The sequence below is a fragment of the Staphylococcus sp. GDX8P80P genome (genome assembly GCF_017893095.1).
Taxonomy (GTDB): Bacteria; Bacillota; Bacilli; order Staphylococcales; family Staphylococcaceae; genus Staphylococcus; species Staphylococcus borealis.
On the sequence record NZ_JAESMI010000081.1, the window covers coordinates 1 to 18,370 of the forward strand.

The 18,370-nt window shown below is 33.3% G+C and carries 19 protein-coding genes; 16 read left to right on the forward strand and 3 right to left on the reverse strand.

What is annotated here, in order from left to right; translation table 11 throughout:
* Window positions 1-388 precede the first annotated feature (388 nt).
* The gene (locus tag KA858_RS07770) at window positions 389-910 is read right to left on the reverse strand and encodes an aggregation-promoting factor C-terminal-like domain-containing protein (RefSeq protein WP_210135377.1); all 522 of its coding nucleotides are present in this window, start codon (window positions 908-910) and stop codon (window positions 389-391) included.
* A 512-nt stretch (window positions 911-1,422) separates the two neighbouring features.
* On the opposite strand from KA858_RS07770, the gene KA858_RS07775 reads away from it, so the two are divergent.
* Entirely contained in the window at window positions 1,423-2,109 is a 687-nt protein-coding gene (locus tag KA858_RS07775; RefSeq protein WP_070854671.1) for a 2,3-diphosphoglycerate-dependent phosphoglycerate mutase, read from the forward strand.
* A gap of 94 nt (window positions 2,110-2,203) precedes the next feature.
* On the opposite strand, the gene KA858_RS07780 is transcribed toward KA858_RS07775, so the two are convergent.
* Window positions 2,204-2,317, reverse strand: coding sequence for a putative metal homeostasis protein (locus tag KA858_RS07780; RefSeq protein ID WP_107629047.1), 114 nt, complete (start codon window positions 2,315-2,317; stop codon window positions 2,204-2,206).
* A gap of 167 nt (window positions 2,318-2,484) precedes the next feature.
* On the opposite strand from KA858_RS07780, the gene KA858_RS07785 reads away from it, so the two are divergent.
* The 4 genes from KA858_RS07785 to KA858_RS07800 all read left to right on the forward strand — a co-directional run bounded on the left by KA858_RS07785 (window position 2,485) and on the right by KA858_RS07800 (window position 6,429).
* Complete coding sequence (locus KA858_RS07785) at window positions 2,485-3,933, forward strand: MDR family MFS transporter (protein WP_210135378.1); 1,449 nt, start codon at window positions 2,485-2,487, stop codon at window positions 3,931-3,933.
* Window positions 3,934-4,200: 267 nt separating this feature from the next.
* The gene (locus KA858_RS07790; protein WP_053028713.1) at window positions 4,201-5,001 is read left to right on the forward strand and encodes a transporter substrate-binding domain-containing protein; all 801 of its coding nucleotides are present in this window, start codon (window positions 4,201-4,203) and stop codon (window positions 4,999-5,001) included.
* A complete protein-coding gene (locus KA858_RS07795; RefSeq protein WP_210135379.1) occupies window positions 4,982-5,701 on the forward strand; it encodes an amino acid ABC transporter permease in 720 nt (239 codons plus the stop codon). The genes KA858_RS07790 and KA858_RS07795 overlap by 20 nt, the downstream gene beginning before the upstream one ends.
* A complete protein-coding gene (locus KA858_RS07800; protein WP_210135380.1) occupies window positions 5,698-6,429 on the forward strand; it encodes an amino acid ABC transporter ATP-binding protein in 732 nt (243 codons plus the stop codon). The genes KA858_RS07795 and KA858_RS07800 overlap by 4 nt, the downstream gene beginning before the upstream one ends.
* Before the next feature lie 73 nt (window positions 6,430-6,502).
* Here KA858_RS07800 and KA858_RS07805 read toward each other — a convergent pair whose 3' ends face one another.
* Complete coding sequence (locus KA858_RS07805) at window positions 6,503-7,747, reverse strand: aminoacyltransferase (protein WP_210135381.1); 1,245 nt, start codon at window positions 7,745-7,747, stop codon at window positions 6,503-6,505.
* Window positions 7,748-8,001: 254 nt separating this feature from the next.
* Here KA858_RS07805 and KA858_RS07810 point away from each other — a divergent pair, with 254 nt between their 5' ends.
* The 11 genes from KA858_RS07810 to cobA all read left to right on the forward strand — a co-directional run bounded on the left by KA858_RS07810 (window position 8,002) and on the right by cobA (window position 18,303).
* Window positions 8,002-8,361 carry a DUF4467 domain-containing protein gene (locus tag KA858_RS07810; RefSeq protein WP_053028710.1) on the forward strand — a complete coding sequence of 120 codons (360 nt, stop codon included), beginning with the start codon at window positions 8,002-8,004 and terminating at the stop codon, window positions 8,359-8,361.
* A 22-nt stretch (window positions 8,362-8,383) separates the two neighbouring features.
* Entirely contained in the window at window positions 8,384-8,977 is a 594-nt protein-coding gene (locus KA858_RS07815; protein WP_075108110.1) for a DsbA family protein, read from the forward strand.
* A gap of 443 nt (window positions 8,978-9,420) precedes the next feature.
* On the forward strand, window positions 9,421-10,971 hold the full coding sequence (adcA, locus tag KA858_RS07820) for a zinc ABC transporter substrate-binding lipoprotein AdcA (protein ID WP_210135382.1): 1,551 nt from the start codon (window positions 9,421-9,423) through the stop codon (window positions 10,969-10,971).
* A 136-nt stretch (window positions 10,972-11,107) separates the two neighbouring features.
* Window positions 11,108-11,623 carry a YceI family protein gene (locus KA858_RS07825; RefSeq protein ID WP_053028707.1) on the forward strand — a complete coding sequence of 172 codons (516 nt, stop codon included), beginning with the start codon at window positions 11,108-11,110 and terminating at the stop codon, window positions 11,621-11,623.
* Window positions 11,624-11,781: 158 nt separating this feature from the next.
* The gene (locus KA858_RS07830) at window positions 11,782-12,261 is read left to right on the forward strand and encodes an SRPBCC family protein (RefSeq protein WP_075108107.1); all 480 of its coding nucleotides are present in this window, start codon (window positions 11,782-11,784) and stop codon (window positions 12,259-12,261) included.
* Window positions 12,262-12,320: 59 nt separating this feature from the next.
* The gene (locus KA858_RS07835; protein WP_053028706.1) at window positions 12,321-12,503 is read left to right on the forward strand and encodes a hypothetical protein; all 183 of its coding nucleotides are present in this window, start codon (window positions 12,321-12,323) and stop codon (window positions 12,501-12,503) included.
* 142 nt (window positions 12,504-12,645) lie between these two features.
* Complete coding sequence (locus KA858_RS07840) at window positions 12,646-13,467, forward strand: formate/nitrite transporter family protein (RefSeq protein ID WP_075108105.1); 822 nt, start codon at window positions 12,646-12,648, stop codon at window positions 13,465-13,467.
* Window positions 13,468-13,673: 206 nt separating this feature from the next.
* Complete coding sequence (locus KA858_RS07845) at window positions 13,674-14,390, forward strand: sirohydrochlorin chelatase (protein WP_193839007.1); 717 nt, start codon at window positions 13,674-13,676, stop codon at window positions 14,388-14,390.
* Window positions 14,391-14,638: 248 nt separating this feature from the next.
* Window positions 14,639-17,050, forward strand: a complete 2,412-nt coding sequence (gene nirB, locus KA858_RS07850; protein ID WP_210135383.1) for a nitrite reductase large subunit NirB — start codon at window positions 14,639-14,641, stop codon at window positions 17,048-17,050.
* Between the two features lie 3 nt (window positions 17,051-17,053).
* A complete protein-coding gene (gene nirD, locus KA858_RS07855) occupies window positions 17,054-17,368 on the forward strand; it encodes a nitrite reductase small subunit NirD (protein ID WP_011274977.1) in 315 nt (104 codons plus the stop codon).
* Complete coding sequence (gene cobA / locus KA858_RS07860; protein WP_210135384.1) at window positions 17,359-18,303, forward strand: uroporphyrinogen-III C-methyltransferase; 945 nt, start codon at window positions 17,359-17,361, stop codon at window positions 18,301-18,303. Before nirD ends, cobA begins: the two co-directional genes overlap by 10 nt.
* Window positions 18,304-18,370 lie beyond the last annotated feature (67 nt).

Consider the following 18,370-nt stretch of genomic DNA (forward strand, 5'->3'; position numbering starts at 1 on the left):
AATATGAAAATCTACAAACAAAGCAAGTTGGGGTCGAGGAACTTAAGTGTTTAAACACTTAAGTAAGTAGTTCTAATGATTAAAATCAAAGAACTACTTTAGAGCCTTTCCCACAGGAAAGCGTCGCAACCAAAGAATATTATCCATCCAAGAGCTGCTTTAGAGATAGCACCCCAGGAACGCGAAGCAACTTATGTGAGTGATTATCTATCTAAGAACTATTTTACAAGACCGCGGCTCGACCCATCCCCCTAGGCAAGCGAGTCAACAATACAGAGTATTGTAAATAAAGAAGCCAGTAAATGAATTTATAAAAAACTCATTTACTGGCATTTTTGCTATTGTCCCAGACTTTTCTTAATATATGTTCATTTATTTATATTGGATGTTACCACCATCCGTTTGATTCACGGAAACTAATCGCAGCTTCAATAGAACCATAACGTTCTTTAGCATATGAAATCATGCCTTTAGTTTGAGTTTCAACTGAACCATAACCCCAAGATTGATTGGTTTGTCCTAAACCATGATATTGTCCGTTAGACGCATTAGGATCTCCACCGGATTCAGGTAAGACAATTTTCTCCCATAGTTCTTGCGTTCCTCCAGCTGCGATAAATTGTTTGTATACTGAAGATGAACTTTCATCACTAGAAGTTGTAGTATTACTTGTTGATGCAGTATTTTCTGATGAAGTATCAGTAGTATTTGAAGTTGTAGTTGCTGCTGATGCTACGTTTGAATATTGATTTTGTTGTGAAGGTTGAGTGTGTTGTAACTGTGTATGTTGATTATATTGACATGATTGTTGTTGGTTGTGTGTCATTTCACTTGCGTGCGCTTGACCTGATTGCAATCCTGCGGCACCTAAAGATACCATCGTCATTAACGTAAATATTGATTTCTTCATATTAAATAATCTCCTTTAAAATTGGTTTTTGTAATGTAACTAAAAATACTAAATTTAGGCTAAGGTAATACAATATTATGAATTAACCAAAGTATTCGCAGTAGCTGACTTAAATGTATAGGGACTTAAACGAAACGATGCACAATTTTAGTCAGCGCTTTGAATTAATAGCATTTAGTCACGGTATCCCAATATGTCTTGCTGTTGATTACGGTAGATTCACTATAGCACCTTAATTGATGACATAGGTTACTACAAAATCAAAAAAACATATCAAAGATGTACTGAAGATAACGAACATGACAAAATGACGTCATTTATGGCATTAAGGGACTGAATCTTAGATATTATGAAATTTGGCGAAATAGTTTTATAATAAATGTAATAGAAAAAGAGTAAGTCACTTGTTGCAAAGCATAGGGAAGTAAATTTTAAATTAGAAGTTAGGCATTGATTGATGACATGCTAAATGAAATCATACAATCGATCTAACGTATAGGAAGGTGTTTTATATGCCAAAATTAATTTTATGTCGTCACGGTCAAAGTGAATGGAATGCTAAAAATTTATTTACAGGTTGGGAAGATGTTCAACTATCTGAACAGGGACGTAATGAAGCCATAACATCTGGGCGTAAATTAAAAGAAAATGGCATTGAAATTGATGTAGCGTTTACTTCATTATTAACGAGAGCATTAGAAACAACTCAGTTTTTATTAGCTGAATCAGATCAAGAATGGATTCCAGTCCATAAGAGTTGGCGTTTAAATGAACGCCATTATGGTAAATTACAAGGACTTAATAAAGATGAAGCACGTAAAGAATTTGGTGAAGAACAAGTGCATCAATGGCGACGCTCATATGATGTTAAACCACCTGCACAAACTGAAGAACAACGTGAATCTTATTTAAAAGATCGTCGTTATAGACATTTAGATCATCGCATGATGCCTTATTCAGAAAGTTTAAAAACGACATTAGAACGAGTGGTACCCATTTGGACAGATAAAATTTCTCAACATCTATTAGATGGAGAAACGGTTTTAGTCGCTGCACATGGTAATTCAATTCGTGCGTTAATTAAATATTTGGATCATGTATCTGATGAAGATATTATTGGATATGAAATTAAAACAGGTGCACCGCTAATTTACGAATTAGATGACAATTTAAATGTCATTGATCATTATTATTTATAATTCATAAATTAAAGGAGTAGTACAAGTAATGCTATGCGATAGATTACATGTGCTACTCCTTTTTAGGAGTTATTTATGGAAGAAATGGATTGTATTAAGCTGATTTACGATTGCGTTTATGTTGTTTAATGATTTTTAATGCACGCTTGCGCGTTTTGATATTAGGACTGTTCAAATTACGACGTGCTGTTTGTAAATCTAGTTTCATATTTGATTCCTCCTTTTTAAAAGCATAAAGGAAAATGGTAAAAATGTAAATAGGAATTGTTACGATTTATTAAAATAGTATTAATATCTTGTATGAAAATCAAAAAAAGATATGTATAATAGTCAAATGGTTCTATTGAGCGCATAAATAGATAGAAGGGGAATAGTATGTCACATAAACAAAAATTAGCAATGATATTTACGATGTTATTAGGTGGATTCTTTGGATTACTTAATGAAACATTACTTACTACAGCATTGCCGAGTATCATGAAAGATTTCAATATTGAATATTCACAAGTTCAATGGTTAACAACAGCATTCTTACTCACTAATGGCGTTGTTATTCCGTTATCTGCATTTATTATACAGCGATACTCTACGAGACAAGTCTTCTTAACTGGAATTGTCATCTTCTTCCTTGGGACGATGCTAGGTGGTTTTAGTCCGAACTTTACGATACTTTTAATTGCACGAATTATACAAGCTTTAGGCTCAGGTATTATGATGCCATTGATGATGACGACCATTCTAGATATCTTTCAACCGCATGAACGTGGTAAATATATGGGGATGTTTGGACTCGTTATAGGTCTTGCTCCAGCCATTGGACCTACATTATCTGGTTATTTAGTGGAATATTTTAATTGGCGATCACTGTTCCATGTCGTTGCACCGATTTCAGCAATCACATTTCTGATTGCATTAAAAATTATTAAAAATGTAGGAACAACCGTTAGAACACCTATCGATCTCATTTCTATCACATTATCAATACTAGGTTTTGGTGGATTGTTATACGGTGTAAGTTCTATTTCGAGTGATGGATGGGATGATCCGCTTGTCTTAACCACGATTATTGGTGGCTTAATATTAGTAGGTTTGTTTATTTGGCGCCAAGAAAAACTTGATAATCCGTTATTAAGCTTTAAAGTATTTAAGAATAAAGAGTTTGCAGTTGGGTTATCGATAATGGCTGCAACCATGATTTCAATGATTGGTTCTGAAACAGTATTGCCAATGTTTGTACAAAACTTGTTAGGTCGAACACCGATTGACTCAGGACTTATCTTACTTCCAGGTGCCATTGTGATGGCCATCATGTCGATTATTTCAGGATGGTTATATGAAACGTTTGGGGCTAAAGTATTAGCGATTATAGGCATGTTTATTGTACTGGTAACGACATCGTACTTTGTAGTGATGGACGAGCATACGTCAACCATTATGTTAGCAACGATTTATGCGATTCGTATGATTGGTATCGCATTGGGCTTAATGCCAATTATGACACATACAATGAATCAACTAACACCAGAACTTAATGCACATGGTTCGTCAATGACAAATACCATTCAACAAATTGCCGGTTCAATTGGAACAGCAGGCTTGATTACGATATTAAGTACAGCAAGTAAAAACTTTCAACCGACAATGCGTGATTATCACGGTATGAATAAAACTGAAACGGCAGGACAAATACAGATTGATGCTATGCTTCATGGTTACCATTCAGGGTTTATGTTTGCTGTAATCATTACGATTATTAGTTTATTGCTTACATTTTTAATTAAAAGCAAGAAAAAAGTAAAGGCTGAAGCGAAGTTGCAAGATTAATAAGTTAATAATCTATTGCACGACACGATAAGAGATCAAGACGAGCGTGATTTGGAAAATACTTGATATTCCAATGTAGCTTTAGGAATGTCATCCATGTCTTCCTAAAACATAAACGCTTTATGTCTTGGTCTCTTTTCTTTATCATTAATATCCAAACATTCTGAACACTTAATTAAACATAAAAATAATGTTGACTATTCCTACCTATGAGATTAGAATTAATTTATTCTGACTAATCTAATAGGAATATGGAGGACAAGGTAGATGAAAAGACTTTTATTTGTTGCTTTAGCACTTATCTTTGTGTTAGCTGCTTGTGGAAATGGAGGATCATCAGATAAAAATAGTGATTCTAAATCAAGTAGTAGCAATAGTGATAGTAAAACACTGAAAGTAGGAACTGAAGGTACATATGCACCATTCACTTTCCATAATAAACAAGACAAATTAACTGGTTACGATATTGATGTCATCAAAGCAGTTGCAAAAGAAAAAGGTTACAAACTTAAATTCAATGAAACATCATGGGATTCAATGTTTGCTGGCTTAGACGCTAAACGTTTTGATGTGATTGCTAACCAAGTAGGTGTAAATAAAGAAAGAGAGAATAAATATAAATTCTCTACACCTTACACGTATTCAAGCGCAGTTTTAGTAGTTCGTGAAAATGAAAAAGATATCAAATCATTTGATGATGTTAAAGGTAAGAAAATGGCACAAACATTTACGTCAAACTATGGTCAATTAGCTAAAGATAAAGGCGCAGATATTACGAAAGTTGATGGCTTTAACCAAGCGATGGACTTATTATTATCTAATCGTGTTGATGGTACATTTAACGATAGCTTATCTTACTTAGACTATAAAAAACAAAAACCAAATGCTAAAATCAAAGCAATCAAAGGTAATGCAGAACAAAGTAAATCAGCATTTGCATTTAATAAAGATGTTGATGAAAAAGTTGTATCTGATTTCAATGATGGCATTAAAACATTAAAAGAAAATGGCGAATTAGCAAAAATTGGTAAGAAATGGTTCGGTGAAAATGTTTCTGAGCCTAAATAGTCAACAACAACATGCATTAGATGCGGCAGGGCAAGCATTTGGACCGATGTTGGAAGGATTATTAAAATATTCTATTCCAATTACCATTGTTACATTTATCTTAGGTTTGATCATTGCTTTATTTACAGCGTTAATGCGTATTTCAACAAGTAAAGTTTTAAAAGGTATTGCACGTGTTTATGTGTCAATTATTCGTGGTACACCGATGATCGTTCAATTATTCATTATCTTTTATGGTATTCCTGAACTAGGGCGTTTATTAACGGGTAACGCTGATGAACAATGGACATTATCATCCGTTGTATCAGCTATCATTGGTTTATCTCTTAATGTTGGTGCGTATGCATCAGAAATTATACGTGGTGGAATTATTTCAATACCTAAAGGTCAAACTGAAGCGGCTTATTCTATAGGGATGAACTATAGACAAACCATTCAAAGAATTATATTGCCACAAGCGATTCGTGTTTCAATTCCAGCTTTAGGTAATACATTCTTAAGTTTAATTAAAGATACATCATTACTTGGCTTTATCTTGGTAGCAGAAATGTTCCGTAAAGCTCAAGAAGTCGCTTCTACAACTTATGAGTATTTCACAATTTATATACTTGTAGCTATTATGTATTGGGTAGTATGTTTCATCATTTCAGTTATTCAAAGCTTCTATGAATCATATATTGAAAGAGGGTATAACTCATGATTGAATTAAGTGGTATCCATAAATCGTTCAATGATAAAGAAGCCATTAAAGGTATTGATTTAAATGTAGATAAAGGGGAAGTCGTGACACTGATTGGACGATCTGGTTCAGGTAAGACGACATTACTACGTATGATTAATGCTTTAGAAATTCCAACTGAAGGTAACGTAACGGTTAATGGTGAAAGCTACACAGCTAACAATAAAAAGTCTCAAATAAGCGTACGCAAGCAATCGGGTATGGTATTTCAAAGTTATAACCTATTTCCGCATAAATCAGCATTGGAAAATGTTATGGAAGGTTTAGTGACGGTTAAGAAAATGAATAAAGCAGATGCTAAAGAAAGAGCGATGGGGTTACTTGAAAAAGTTGGTTTAACAAGTGTTAAAGATCAACGCCCACATGCGCTATCAGGTGGTCAACAACAACGTGTAGCCATTGCTAGAGCGTTAGCAATGAACCCACAAGTGATGTTGTTTGATGAACCGACATCTGCTTTAGATCCAGAATTAGTGAATGATGTACTTCGTGTAATCAAAGAATTAGCTGATGAAGGAATGACAATGGTCATTGTTACGCATGAAATGCGTTTCGCACGTCAAGTTTCAAATAAAATCGTCTTTATACATGAAGGACGTATAGGTGAACAAGGCTCTCCAGACGAGATGTTCAATCATCCAAAGACTGAAGAATTACGTCGTTTCTTAAATGTAATCAATGAAGACTAATAACAAAACACTTCCTAAAGTACTCACATGTGCTTTAGGAAGTGTTTTTTAGTTGAAATGTTTTTTATCGTGCTTATTTACGATTTAAAAGTTGCATAACTCGGTATGCGAAAGGTTTGATAGGTTTGATGAAATCACCAATATATTCATACACATTCGCGTTGAATCCTTTTTTGAATTGTTGTACACCGAAGTCTTCAGCATCTTCGCTAAAGTCTCCAGTAATACCATAGAAATTATAACGATCAACGTTATGTTCTTTCGCAAATTTAATCATGTCCCATTGTAAGCGATACGCACCCATGTACGCATTATATTTAGGGTTTGAGCCACTGGATAGGTAATAAACTTCATGGTCATTATATAAATATAAAGCAGCGGCTAGATTAAGTATTTCGCCTTCTTGGTCAATTTTATCTTTCGTTTCATTTAATTTACGTTCGTTACTATCAACTTGTTGTTGTATTTGCGTGCGCTTATTTTTATTTTTCTTAGAATTCGGATTTTCTTTCAACACTGCATCAACGTCCGCTAATTGTTGTGTTAATGTATCATGCTTTTCTTGAAGAGTAGATAAATAATCTTTTAAATCGATATAAGCAAGTTTTAGCATAGCATGGTCTTTGTATGTTTTTTGCATTTCATAAAAGTAAGGTTTGTCTCTAAATTTGAAGCCATGTTTTTCTTCGGCCATTTGGAACAATTCGAAGAAAGTATCTGTTTCATCCATAGGAAGTGTTCTTACTTTTACACCCATTTCATACGTTTTTTTAATATTACGACGAGTTTGATAGTCCATTTCTTTAAGCAGTTGATCTTCTGATTTATCTTTTAAATCTAAGATAGATAACCAACGTATTTGACTCATTGTACTGTAACCAACTGACCATCCTTGATGTTTATAACCCAGTTCTTCCAACGTTTTGATTACGGCACGATTATCATAGCTCTCTAAAATTTCTCCGTCTGCGTTACGTAAGTTCTCTAAAATATATGGATCAACTAAGACATATAGGCAATTGTGTTTTTTTAAATAGCGTGTTAATGATTTAAAGAAAAAGTGAACCAATTCAATATTACTGTAGTCCATTACCGGTCCACGATGTGTATAAAAATATTTGAATACTTTTAATGCACGCGCTTCAGTCATTAATGTAGCGGCGATAACGTTGTTACTGTCATCTTTGACACCTACAATGTGTACATCACCCTTTAATTCATTTCTATTTTCAAAGTGAATTCGTGATTGCGTATAATGTGAGAAATGACTGGACGTAAATTTCTCAAATTCCCCCGATGTTAAAGTTACGAATTTCATATTCATCTACTCCTCTGTATTTTTAAGAATTACATTTCATTTTAGCAAATTACATTAAATATTACACATAATAACTAATTAAATTACATCGTACTTTAGTTGTAGATGGAAATTTATATTTAATTTATAATAATAAATATTTTTACAAAACTAAATTTTTATGAACTAGCGCATAATCTAAAACCATTGTATGATAGTATTTGCAACAGAAGTATAATGTGAAATTTATAGAATTGGGCAATAGGAGTGAATGTATGAAACGTATATTAGTTATGTTAACTTTAGGTATCGTATTGCTAGCAGCATGCGGTAATGATAAATATGTAGATAAAATAGATAAAGCTGTAAAAATGCAAGATCAAAAGCAAGAACAAATGGCTAAGCATGATACAGGCGATATGGTTAAGCACTTTGATAAAAAAGATGCGAATATTTATGTTTATGAAGATGGTAAGTATGTTGTTTTAGCTTATAAGCCATTAAGTAATAATGAGGAAGTTCATTACTACACATATCAATTTGATGGGAAAAAAGGAAAATATCTGGATAACTTCGATACAAAGCAATATATAGAATCACATGATGCTGATTATAAAGAAGAAAACATGAATTAATACAAAATGAAAAGGAGCATCTATGAAGAAAATCATTTCAATTTTAAGCATGTTGATGGTTATCATCGTCATCATGAGTGCATGTACTAACAACAAAGAGAAACAACCACCTAAAACAAAAAACGGGAAGATTTTAATCGTTGAGTATGGAGATTTTAAATGTCCGTACTGTAAAAAAGTTGAAGAGAACGTCATGCCGACAATAAAAAAAGACTATATTGATACGAATAAAGTCGAGTACCAATTTGTAAATGCTGGCTTTCTAGATAAAGACTCTATAGTTGGTTCAAGAGCTGGCAATGCAGTACAAGAGGTTGCGCCTAATAAATACTTAACATTTCAACGTAATGTATTTGCCAACCAAAAAGACGAAAATAAAAAGTGGCTGACTGAAGACTTTTTAGATAGAGAAATTGATAAATTAGATATTACAAGTCAACAGAAAACAGAAATTAAAAAACAATATAAAACTAAAAATAGTAACGCTTGGAAAAAAGCTGACGAACAAAAGAAACTAACAGAAGATAATAAAATTGACACAGTTCCAACTGTTTTTATCAATGGTAAAAAAGTAAAAGATCCATACAAAGTTAAAGAGTGGACGAAATACTTGTAACGCTGAAATGAACGTGTCATAAGCATTAACACTAAAATTGATATACGCCCTTCGAAGTAAACATTGAAAAATGAAACTTTGAAGGGCGTTTTTGTCATCCGAGGCCTCAGCAAACAGAAATTCACCCAGAAATTCAACAAGCAAAGCAAGCTGGGGTGGGGGCCCTCAGCAAAAAGAAATTCACCCAGAAATTCAACAAGCAAAGCAGGCTGGGGTGGCCCAGCATAGAAAATCATGCTACTAGCGTGAAGTGAAGGTTTAAATTTCAAAAGCATTGATTCTAATAATGATAACCAAGTATCGAGAGATTAATATAATAAAACTATTTTAATCGATGTCATTCCTTTAAAACGATGAATAAGAAAATTAAAAAAACTATTGTAATTTTATACAAATGAAGCTATACTTTTAAATCGTAATTATTACTATTTAGGAGGAGCAATATGAAGCGATTTTTAAGTCTTACCGTTTTATTATCTATAATGTTATGTGTTTTAGTAGCTTGCGGAAAAGAAGATAGTTCTAATAAGGAGTCAAAGGATGGCGATAAAATCAATGTGTCTACAACCGTTTATCCTTTACAATCTTTTATAGAACAAATAGGTGGTAATCATGTGAATGTATCATCCATTTATCCTGCTGGCTCAGACTTACATGATTATGAACCAACTCAGAAAGACATGTTAAAGGTTAATAAATCTGATTTATTCGTGTATACAGGTGACGATTTAGATCCAGTCGCTAAGAAAGTTGCAGCAACAATTAAAGATGATAAAAAGAAAGTATCATTACAAGATAAATTAGACCGTTCAACATTACTCACAGATCAGCATGAACATGGTGATGAAGAACATGCAGATGCACATGAACATCACCACCATCATCATGGCGGATATGATCCACACGTATGGTTAGATCCTGAGAAAAATAAACTCTTTGCTAAAGAAATTAAAGATCAGTTAGTAGCTAAAGATCCAAAGCATAAAAATGAATATGAGAAAAATTTTAAAAAATTAGAAAAATCGTTAGATGACATTGACAATAAATTAAAAGACATTACTAAAGATAAACAAGGTAATGCTGTATTTATTTCACATGAATCTTTAGGTTATCTCGCAGATCGCTATGGCATTGTTCAAAAGGGAATTCAAAATATGAACGCTGAAGACCCTTCTCAAAAAGCACTTACACAATTAGTTAAAGAGATTAATGATAAAAATGTTAAATACATATTATACGAAGATAATGTTGCCAATAAAGTGACTGAGACAATTAGAAAAGAAACCAACGCCAAGCCATTAAAATTCTATAATATGGAGTCACTAAATAAAGAACAATCTAAAGACACATCAATAAATTATCAAACATTAATGAACAAAAATATTGAAGCTTTAGATAAAGCATTGGATTCCAATATAAAAGTGCAAGATGACAAAGCTGAACATAAGCATGACAAAGCAATTTCAGATGGTTATTTTAAAGATGAGCAAGTTAAAGATCGTGCGCTATCAGATTATGAAGGTGAATGGCAATCAGTTTATCCCTATTTAAAAAATGGTGATTTAGATGATGTTATGAAACATAAATCTGAAGAAGATAGCAGTATGACAGCAAAAGAGTATAAAGCATACTATGAAAAAGGTTATAAAACTGATATTTCTAACATTCATATTGAAGGTGACAACATTACTTTTGAAAAAAATGGGAATAAGGTAACTGGAACGTATGAATATGTTGGTAAAAAAATCTTAGATTATAAGAAAGGTAATCGCGGTGTGAGATTTATTTATAAATTGACAAACAATGATACGCCATCATTACCGAAATATGTTCAATTTAGTGATCATAATATTGCACCTAAGAAAGCTGAACATTTCCATATCTTTATGGGTGATAACAATGAAACATTACTTAAAGAAATGGATCACTGGCCAACGTACTATCCTGCTTCATTAGATAAGGATGATATCAAAGAAGAAATGTTAGCACATTAAATCATTTAAATGTGAGTCGTTTTACTTGTATTTCTATTTAAGTTGTTTTATTATACTAAGTATAATAATTATACAAACTATCGTACTGGTTTTCAGCTACGTAGTTTCATAATTTAAATATTGGAGGTATGTAAACATGGCTAATTTAAATTTAGACCCAGCACATTCAGGAGTTAACTTTTCTATTCAACACTTAGTTGTATCAAATGTTAAAGGACGTTTTAACGAATTTGACGCTAACATCTCAGGTGATTTTAACGATTTAAGTTCATTACAAGGTACGTTTACTGTTAAAGCAAATTCAATTGATACGAAAGTAGCAGATCGTGATAATCATCTTAAAAGCGCAGATTTCTTAGACGCTGAAAACTATCCAGAAATTAAATTTGAAATTACAAAAGTAGATGAAAAATCAGTTACTGGTAACTTAACAATGAAAGACCAAACACATGAAGAAACATTTGATTTAGATTATAAAGGTATTAGCTTAAACCCACTTAACGGTAAAAATACAGCTGGTTTAGTTATTACTGGTAATCTTAATCGTGAAAAATATGGTATTACATTTAACCAACAACTTGAAACTGGCGGATTCTTATTAGGCAAAGACTTACATGTTGAATTCGATTTAGAATTTCCACTTGAAGACTAATCATTCGTCACAATAAATACGACATATAAGCATAGACTCCCTTCAAAGTAGACATTGAGATCATGTGAATTTTGAAGGGAGTTTTTTTATATCTTTGTATTAAAAATAAATAACTGGTAAATTCAGAGTGAGTCATTTTTAAAAGTAGGGGGATTAACATGTCAATTCAAATCAAAGATAATACAATTATATTTACGAGAACGTTCGAAGCACCAATCAATGAAGTGTTTGAATCGTACACAACGAAAGCGTTATTTGAGCAATGGTTCCATCCTCAAGGAGGCAAAACAAAGGTATATCGTTTTAATCCGGTTGCCGGTGGAGATGCTTTCTTTGCGATTGAAATGCCAGAACAAACAAGTTATACACTTACAGAATATAAAAAAGTCGAAAAACCGCATCACATTGAATATTTTGATTTCTTTGCTACGCCTCAAGGTGAAAAAGATACAACATTACCTGGTATGCAAATTTTCATGGATTTTACTTCAGAATCAGAGGAACGCACGCGTGTTACGTCAACTTCAATTTTTCCAACGAAAGATGCTGCGCAACAAGCACTTGATATGGGTGTAGAAGCGGGAATGAATTCTACGTTAGACCAACTTGATGCACTATTGAAACGTAAAAAGTCATAAGGATGTCAAAAAATCTCACTAAATTTACGTTATAATGTAGATGAAATGAGGTTGATGAAATGAAGGAAAGATATTTGAAAGTACTTGCTTTATTTTCAGTTAGTACTTTAATCCCTACAATCCTATTGAATTCAAAAGCGATTGATAATAGTGCAATTAAATATGTGTTAAGAACTGCATTAGGCTATGGTATCTTTGCTACAGGATTGCGTTATTTATCTAGACTTAAATCACAAAAATAGTAAATCTCAAAGTGAGGTGGCATCGTGTTTACACGACACGAGCTCACCTCACTTTTTTGATGTATGAAATTTAATCTATTCATGTTTTCTTAAAAAATATATAATTGAAACATAACTTGAAAAGGATGTAGGGGGCATACATATGTTGAAGAACAATAAAACGGTTGAAGATACCCACGCAACCCGTGATATTGTAGAAGCGGCTGTTGGACAAGTACAGACGAAAGAAATCATGGCAAAGAAAACGCCTGGACGATACGCTTTGAAAGCGATGATGTCAGGGTTTTTATTAGCAATCGTAACTGTATTTATGTTAGCAATTAAAACACAATTTGCTGGAACTAACGAAGGATTAGTTAATTTATTGGGTGCGATTGCGTTTAGTTTAGCTTTAGTTTTAATTGTATTGACTAATTCAGAATTATTGACCAGTAATTTTATGTATTTAACGGTAGGCTGGTATTACAGAGCGATTACTATTAATAAGATGCTACTCATTTTCTTATTCTGCTTTATTGGAAATATTATTGGCGGATTTATTTTATTTTTCTTAATGAAAGGGACACATATAATGACGCCGGAAATGATTGCCAGTTTAAGTAAAACAGTACATATGAAGACAGTAGAATCAACATGGCTAAATATTTTAGTTAAAGCCATCTTTTGTAACTTCTTTATTAATATTGGTATTTATGTATCTATGTTATTTAAAGAAGGATTAGCAAGAGCGTTCTTTATTGCGGCAGGAGTTGTCGTGTTCGTATTTATGGGTTATGAACACGTTGTCTTTAATGCAGGTTTATATGCAGGCATGGTGTTTTATAATTTAGATGCACTTTCATGGTTAGATGTTATCAAAAATATTGTGTTTGCTTTAATTGGTAACTATATCGGTGGGGGTATCTTTATTGGTTTAGTTTATGCCTATTTGAATGGTTCACGTGATAGTTTAATTAATAAATAAGGCGGATTGGTTGAGATTAACGGCTAGGATAATGAATTCATTAGGAATTCTACCCTATGTTTGTCTCAACTTTTTTTATTAGTGACAAATTAACCAACAGACTTGACTTGATTAGTAGAAAAACATATGATTTTAATCAACATTTAAAGTTTAATGACGCATTCAATGGATTGTGATTGCACATGGATTAAAGGGGGATGACAGGATTGGTAGCCAATATTTTAGTTGCACATGGTATGAGAAAAGGTGACCAAAATCAAGCGTTAGAAGCATTTTTAGAGTCGCTCTTAAGAGATGAAACCTATCAATATGAACTCGCATTTATAGAGAGTGAAGAGAAAAGTATTGAGAATACAATAGGGCGTTTAATTCAAGCGGGAGAAACACATTTTAAAGTGGTGCCGTTATTAATTTTTTCAGCCATGCACTATATTGTAGATGTGCCGAATATACTTGCGCACATTAAACAAACACACCCACAAATACATTACGAGATTAGTGAACCACTTGGCACACACGATTTAATGGTCGATTTAGTTGAAAGACGAATTCGAGACGTTAATGTGGATGCTTCGGTAAATCATGCCATTGTTCTTATTGCGCATGGTAGTTTTTCATATACGCAAGCGCATGATGAGTTGAAATCCTTTGGTAAGAAGCTAAAGCAAGACGTACCTGTCTTTTGTCGAACATTATATGGTGATATTACCTTCAGAAATGATTTAGACCAATTAGCTGAGCAGTATGAAACATTAATTGTTGTACCTATGTTTCTATATGATGGACGCCTTGTTAATAAAGTGAAACGCCTGATTTCGGAAATGGATATTCAAGGTACACTGCATATTACGCCATCTATCAACTTTGATAACATTTTAAAATTAATTATTAGTGATCGTTTAGAACAATTAGATAATAAATAAACTCAGATTATAAGGAGTAGGACGCCATTCGTATTGAATGCATTGTCCTACTCCTATTATTTTATGTGCAAATGACGTATTAGGGAATTCCCCGATTTTACTAATATTTGTGAATTTAATCACATTTTTAAGGAGATTTGTTATAGAATAACAGTGAAGAAACAAATGTATAAATTCAAACATTTAATAATAACAAATATTGCAAATGGAAAATAAGTAAATTTTAAGTGATAAAAGGGGCATATTTTATGACTAAACAAAAATTAGTAATGATTGGAAACGGCATGGCAGGTTTAAGAACGATCGAAGAAATTCTTGAACGTTCTGATTCACAATTTGATATCACGATTATTGGTAAAGAACCTTACCCGAATTATAACAGAATTATGTTATCAAATATATTACAAAAGAAAATGACTGTTGAAGAAACAATCATGAATCCATATGAATGGTATGAAGAAAATAACATCGAGTTAATCGTTAATGACCCAGTGGAAACAGTTGATCGTTCCGCTCAAACGGTAACAACTTCAAAAGGTATTGAAGTTAAATACGATATCTGTATTTTTGCAACTGGTTCAAGTGCATTTGTATTACCTATACCTGGTTCAGATTTACCAAGTGTAATTGGTTGGAGAACAATCGAAGATACTGAACGTATGATTGACATCGCTAAAACGAAAAAAAGAGCAGTCGTCATTGGTGGTGGATTGTTAGGACTTGAATGTGCAAGAGGTCTTATGGACCAAGGCATGGAAGTTACTGTATTACACTTAGCAGAATGGCTAATGGAAATGCAGTTAGACCGTAAAGCTGGTGGTATGCTTAAAGCAGATTTAGAACGTCAAGGTATGAATATCGAGTTACAAGCAAACTCTAAAGAAATTATAGGTAAAGATGATGTTGAAGCGATTAGATTAGCAGACGGAAGAGTGATTGAGACGGATTTAGTCGTTATGGCAGTAGGTATCCGTCCATTTACGCAAGTCGCTCGAGACGCTGGCTTAGAAGTAAATAGAGGTATTGTCGTTAACGACTATTTACAAACATCAGATCCAAATATTTATGCTGTCGGTGAATGTTCAGAACATAATGGCAAAGTATACGGTTTAGTCGCACCACTTTATGAACAAGGTAAAGTGTTAGCCGACTATTTAACTGGCAAAGAAACAGAAGGTTATAAAGGGTCTACAACATTCACTTCATTAAAAGTATCTGGATGTGATTTATACAGTGCTGGACAAATTGTTGAAAATGATAATGTCCATGGGATTGAAATTTTCAATAGTGTAGATAATATTTATAAAAAAGTATATTTAAGTGATGGTCAAGTTGTTGGAGCTGTGTTGTACGGTGATACGGATGATGGTTCAAGATTTTATAACATGATGAAAAAACATGAATCTTTAGAAGACTATACATTGGTTTCATTATTATACAAAGGTGGCGAAGAAGCGGTAACATCAATTGCTGACATGCCAGACGATGAAACGATTTGTGGTTGTAATGGTGTCGATAAAGGTACGATTGTGAATGCAATTACTACGAAAGGTTTAACATCTGTTGACGAAGTTACAAAAGCAACTAAAGCAGGTAACTCTTGTGGTAAATGTAAAGGTCAAATCGGCGAGTTATTACAATGCACATTAGGTGATGACTTTGTAGCAGCAAAACCAACTGGTATTTGTGCATGTACAGACTTAACACGCGACCAAATTGTAACGCAAATCAGAGCTAAAGGGCTTAAAACTTCTAAAGAAGTGCGTCATGTTCTCGATTTTAAAGATAAAAATGGTTGCCCTAAATGTCGACCAGCAATTAACTACTATTTAAATATGGTATATCCACATGATCACCAAGATGAAAAAGAATCACGATTCGCAAATGAACGTTACCATGCTAATATTCAAAATGATGGTACATTCTCTGTTATTCCACAAATGCGTGGTGGCGTAACAGATGCTGATCAATTGATTCGATTAGGCGAAGTTGCTAAAAAATACAACGTACCTTTAGTTAAAGTAACAGGTTCACAACGTGTCGGTTTATACGGATTGAAAAAAGAAGAATTACCTCAAGTTTGGAAAGATTTAGGTATGCGTTCAGCTTCAGCTTATGGTAAGAAAACACGTTCTGTTAAAAGTTGTGTCGGTAAAGAATTCTGTCGATTTGGTACACAATATACTACACGCTTAGGTATTCGTTTAGAAAAAACATTTGAATATATCGACACACCACATAAATTTAAAATGGGTGTATCTGGTTGCCCACGTAGTTGTGTTGAATCTGGTGTTAAAGATTTCGGTGTTATCTCAGTAGAAAATGGATATCAAATTTATATTGGCGGTAACGGTGGTACAGACGTTACTGTAGGTAAATTATTAACTACTGTTGAAACTGAAGATGATGTTATCCAATTATGTGGTGCATTAATGCAATATTATCGTGAAACAGGTATTTACGCAGAAAGAACTGCACCTTGGTTAAATCGTTTAGGCTTTGAAAACGTCAAAGAAGTGTTATTAGATCCTGAACGTCAAAAAGAATTATTCGATAGAATTATGGATGCTAAAAAAGCGATTGATGGACATGGCGAACCTTGGGAAGCAATCGTTGAAGATAAAGAAGCTCAAAAAATCTTTGAAGTTGAGAGGGTGTAAACGATGAAATCTATGGAAAAAGTTAAAGTAACGACATTAGAAGAATTAACACCATTAATTGGTAAAAAAGTAATTGTTGATGGTAAAGAAATTGGCATTTTCTTAACTGAAAGTGGAGACATTCATGCAATTAATAATATTTGTCCTCATAAACAAGGGCCTTTATCAGAAGGAACAGTGAGTGGTGACTATGTTTATTGCCCATTACATGATCAAAAAGTTGATTTAAGAAGTGGAGAAGTCCAAGAACCAGATACGGGATGTGTTGAAACATATCAAGTGGAAGTCATTGATGGAGACGTATATGTATGTCTATAAATGAGAAGGCAAAGGTATATTTGATTGGTGCGGGTCCTGGTAATCCCAACCTTTTAACTAAAAAAGCAGAGCGATGCATTAAGAAAGCAGACGTTATTCTGTATGATCGTTTAGTTAATCCGCTTATCCTACAATATGCACCAGCTGACGCTGAAATCATTGATGTCGGTAAAAAACCTTATGCGAAACATATACAGCAAGATGAAATCAATTTGAAAATCGTTGAGGCTGCAAAACAATATCAAACGGTGATACGTCTTAAAGGTGGCGATCCAGCGATATTTGGTCGTGTTACTGAAGAAGTGAATACTTTAGAAGACTATGACATTGACTACGAAATTGTTCCTGGTGTCACTTCGGCAAGTGCAGCTGTTGCAACAATGGATTTAGGTTTGACATTACGATCAGTAGCACCAAGTGTTACGTTCTCGACAGGCCATTTCAAAGATTCAATCAATCAAGAAACGGATATTCGTAATCTCATTAATGGTGGTACGTTAGCTATCTATATGGGAATTAAGCGATTAGGTCATATTATCAAACAAATTACTGCGTATACAACTGAAGATTATTCGATTGCAATTGTCTTTAATGCAACGTGTTATAACCAACGTGTAATTATTGGTAAATTAAGTACAATTGAACATCAATTACAACAACATGAACTTGAAGGTGAACCAGGTATCTGTATATTAGGCGCGATTGTTGATCATATCGATAAAGCACACGTTGTGTCACAAGAACATGAACGCAATGTTGATGATACATTATATGTGATAAAAGGTTCTAAAGAAGATGCTTTATTAAAAGCAGAAGAAATGTCAGAAACAGGTTATCGCTGTTTAATAGACGTTGATGAAAGTTACCATCCAACACAACAACACTTACATCAACAAATTATCAATGACAATAAAATTAAATATATTAATTGTTAAGTCATCCTTGCAGGCGTGGTACTACAAATTCTTAGAGAGTTAAGTACCACTGCCTGCTTTTTTTATT

Coding starts and splice junctions, on each gene's coding strand:
- KA858_RS07770 (WP_210135377.1), bottom strand. CDS start 910: ATGAAGAAATCAATATTTACGTTAATGACGATGGTATCTTTAGGTGCC.
- KA858_RS07775 (WP_070854671.1), top strand. CDS start 1,423: ATGCCAAAATTAATTTTATGTCGTCACGGTCAAAGTGAATGGAATGCT.
- KA858_RS07780 (WP_107629047.1), bottom strand. CDS start 2,317: ATGAAACTAGATTTACAAACAGCACGTCGTAATTTGAACAGTCCTAAT.
- KA858_RS07785 (WP_210135378.1), top strand. CDS start 2,485: ATGTCACATAAACAAAAATTAGCAATGATATTTACGATGTTATTAGGT.
- KA858_RS07790 (WP_053028713.1), top strand. CDS start 4,201: ATGAAAAGACTTTTATTTGTTGCTTTAGCACTTATCTTTGTGTTAGCT.
- KA858_RS07795 (WP_210135379.1), top strand. CDS start 4,982: ATGTTTCTGAGCCTAAATAGTCAACAACAACATGCATTAGATGCGGCA.
- KA858_RS07800 (WP_210135380.1), top strand. CDS start 5,698: ATGATTGAATTAAGTGGTATCCATAAATCGTTCAATGATAAAGAAGCC.
- KA858_RS07805 (WP_210135381.1), bottom strand. CDS start 7,747: ATGAAATTCGTAACTTTAACATCGGGGGAATTTGAGAAATTTACGTCC.
- KA858_RS07810 (WP_053028710.1), top strand. CDS start 8,002: ATGAAACGTATATTAGTTATGTTAACTTTAGGTATCGTATTGCTAGCA.
- KA858_RS07815 (WP_075108110.1), top strand. CDS start 8,384: ATGAAGAAAATCATTTCAATTTTAAGCATGTTGATGGTTATCATCGTC.
- adcA (WP_210135382.1), top strand. CDS start 9,421: ATGAAGCGATTTTTAAGTCTTACCGTTTTATTATCTATAATGTTATGT.
- KA858_RS07825 (WP_053028707.1), top strand. CDS start 11,108: ATGGCTAATTTAAATTTAGACCCAGCACATTCAGGAGTTAACTTTTCT.
- KA858_RS07830 (WP_075108107.1), top strand. CDS start 11,782: ATGTCAATTCAAATCAAAGATAATACAATTATATTTACGAGAACGTTC.
- KA858_RS07835 (WP_053028706.1), top strand. CDS start 12,321: ATGAAGGAAAGATATTTGAAAGTACTTGCTTTATTTTCAGTTAGTACT.
- KA858_RS07840 (WP_075108105.1), top strand. CDS start 12,646: ATGTTGAAGAACAATAAAACGGTTGAAGATACCCACGCAACCCGTGAT.
- nirB (WP_210135383.1), top strand. CDS start 14,639: ATGACTAAACAAAAATTAGTAATGATTGGAAACGGCATGGCAGGTTTA.
- nirD (WP_011274977.1), top strand. CDS start 17,054: ATGAAATCTATGGAAAAAGTTAAAGTAACGACATTAGAAGAATTAACA.
- cobA (WP_210135384.1), top strand. CDS start 17,359: ATGTCTATAAATGAGAAGGCAAAGGTATATTTGATTGGTGCGGGTCCT.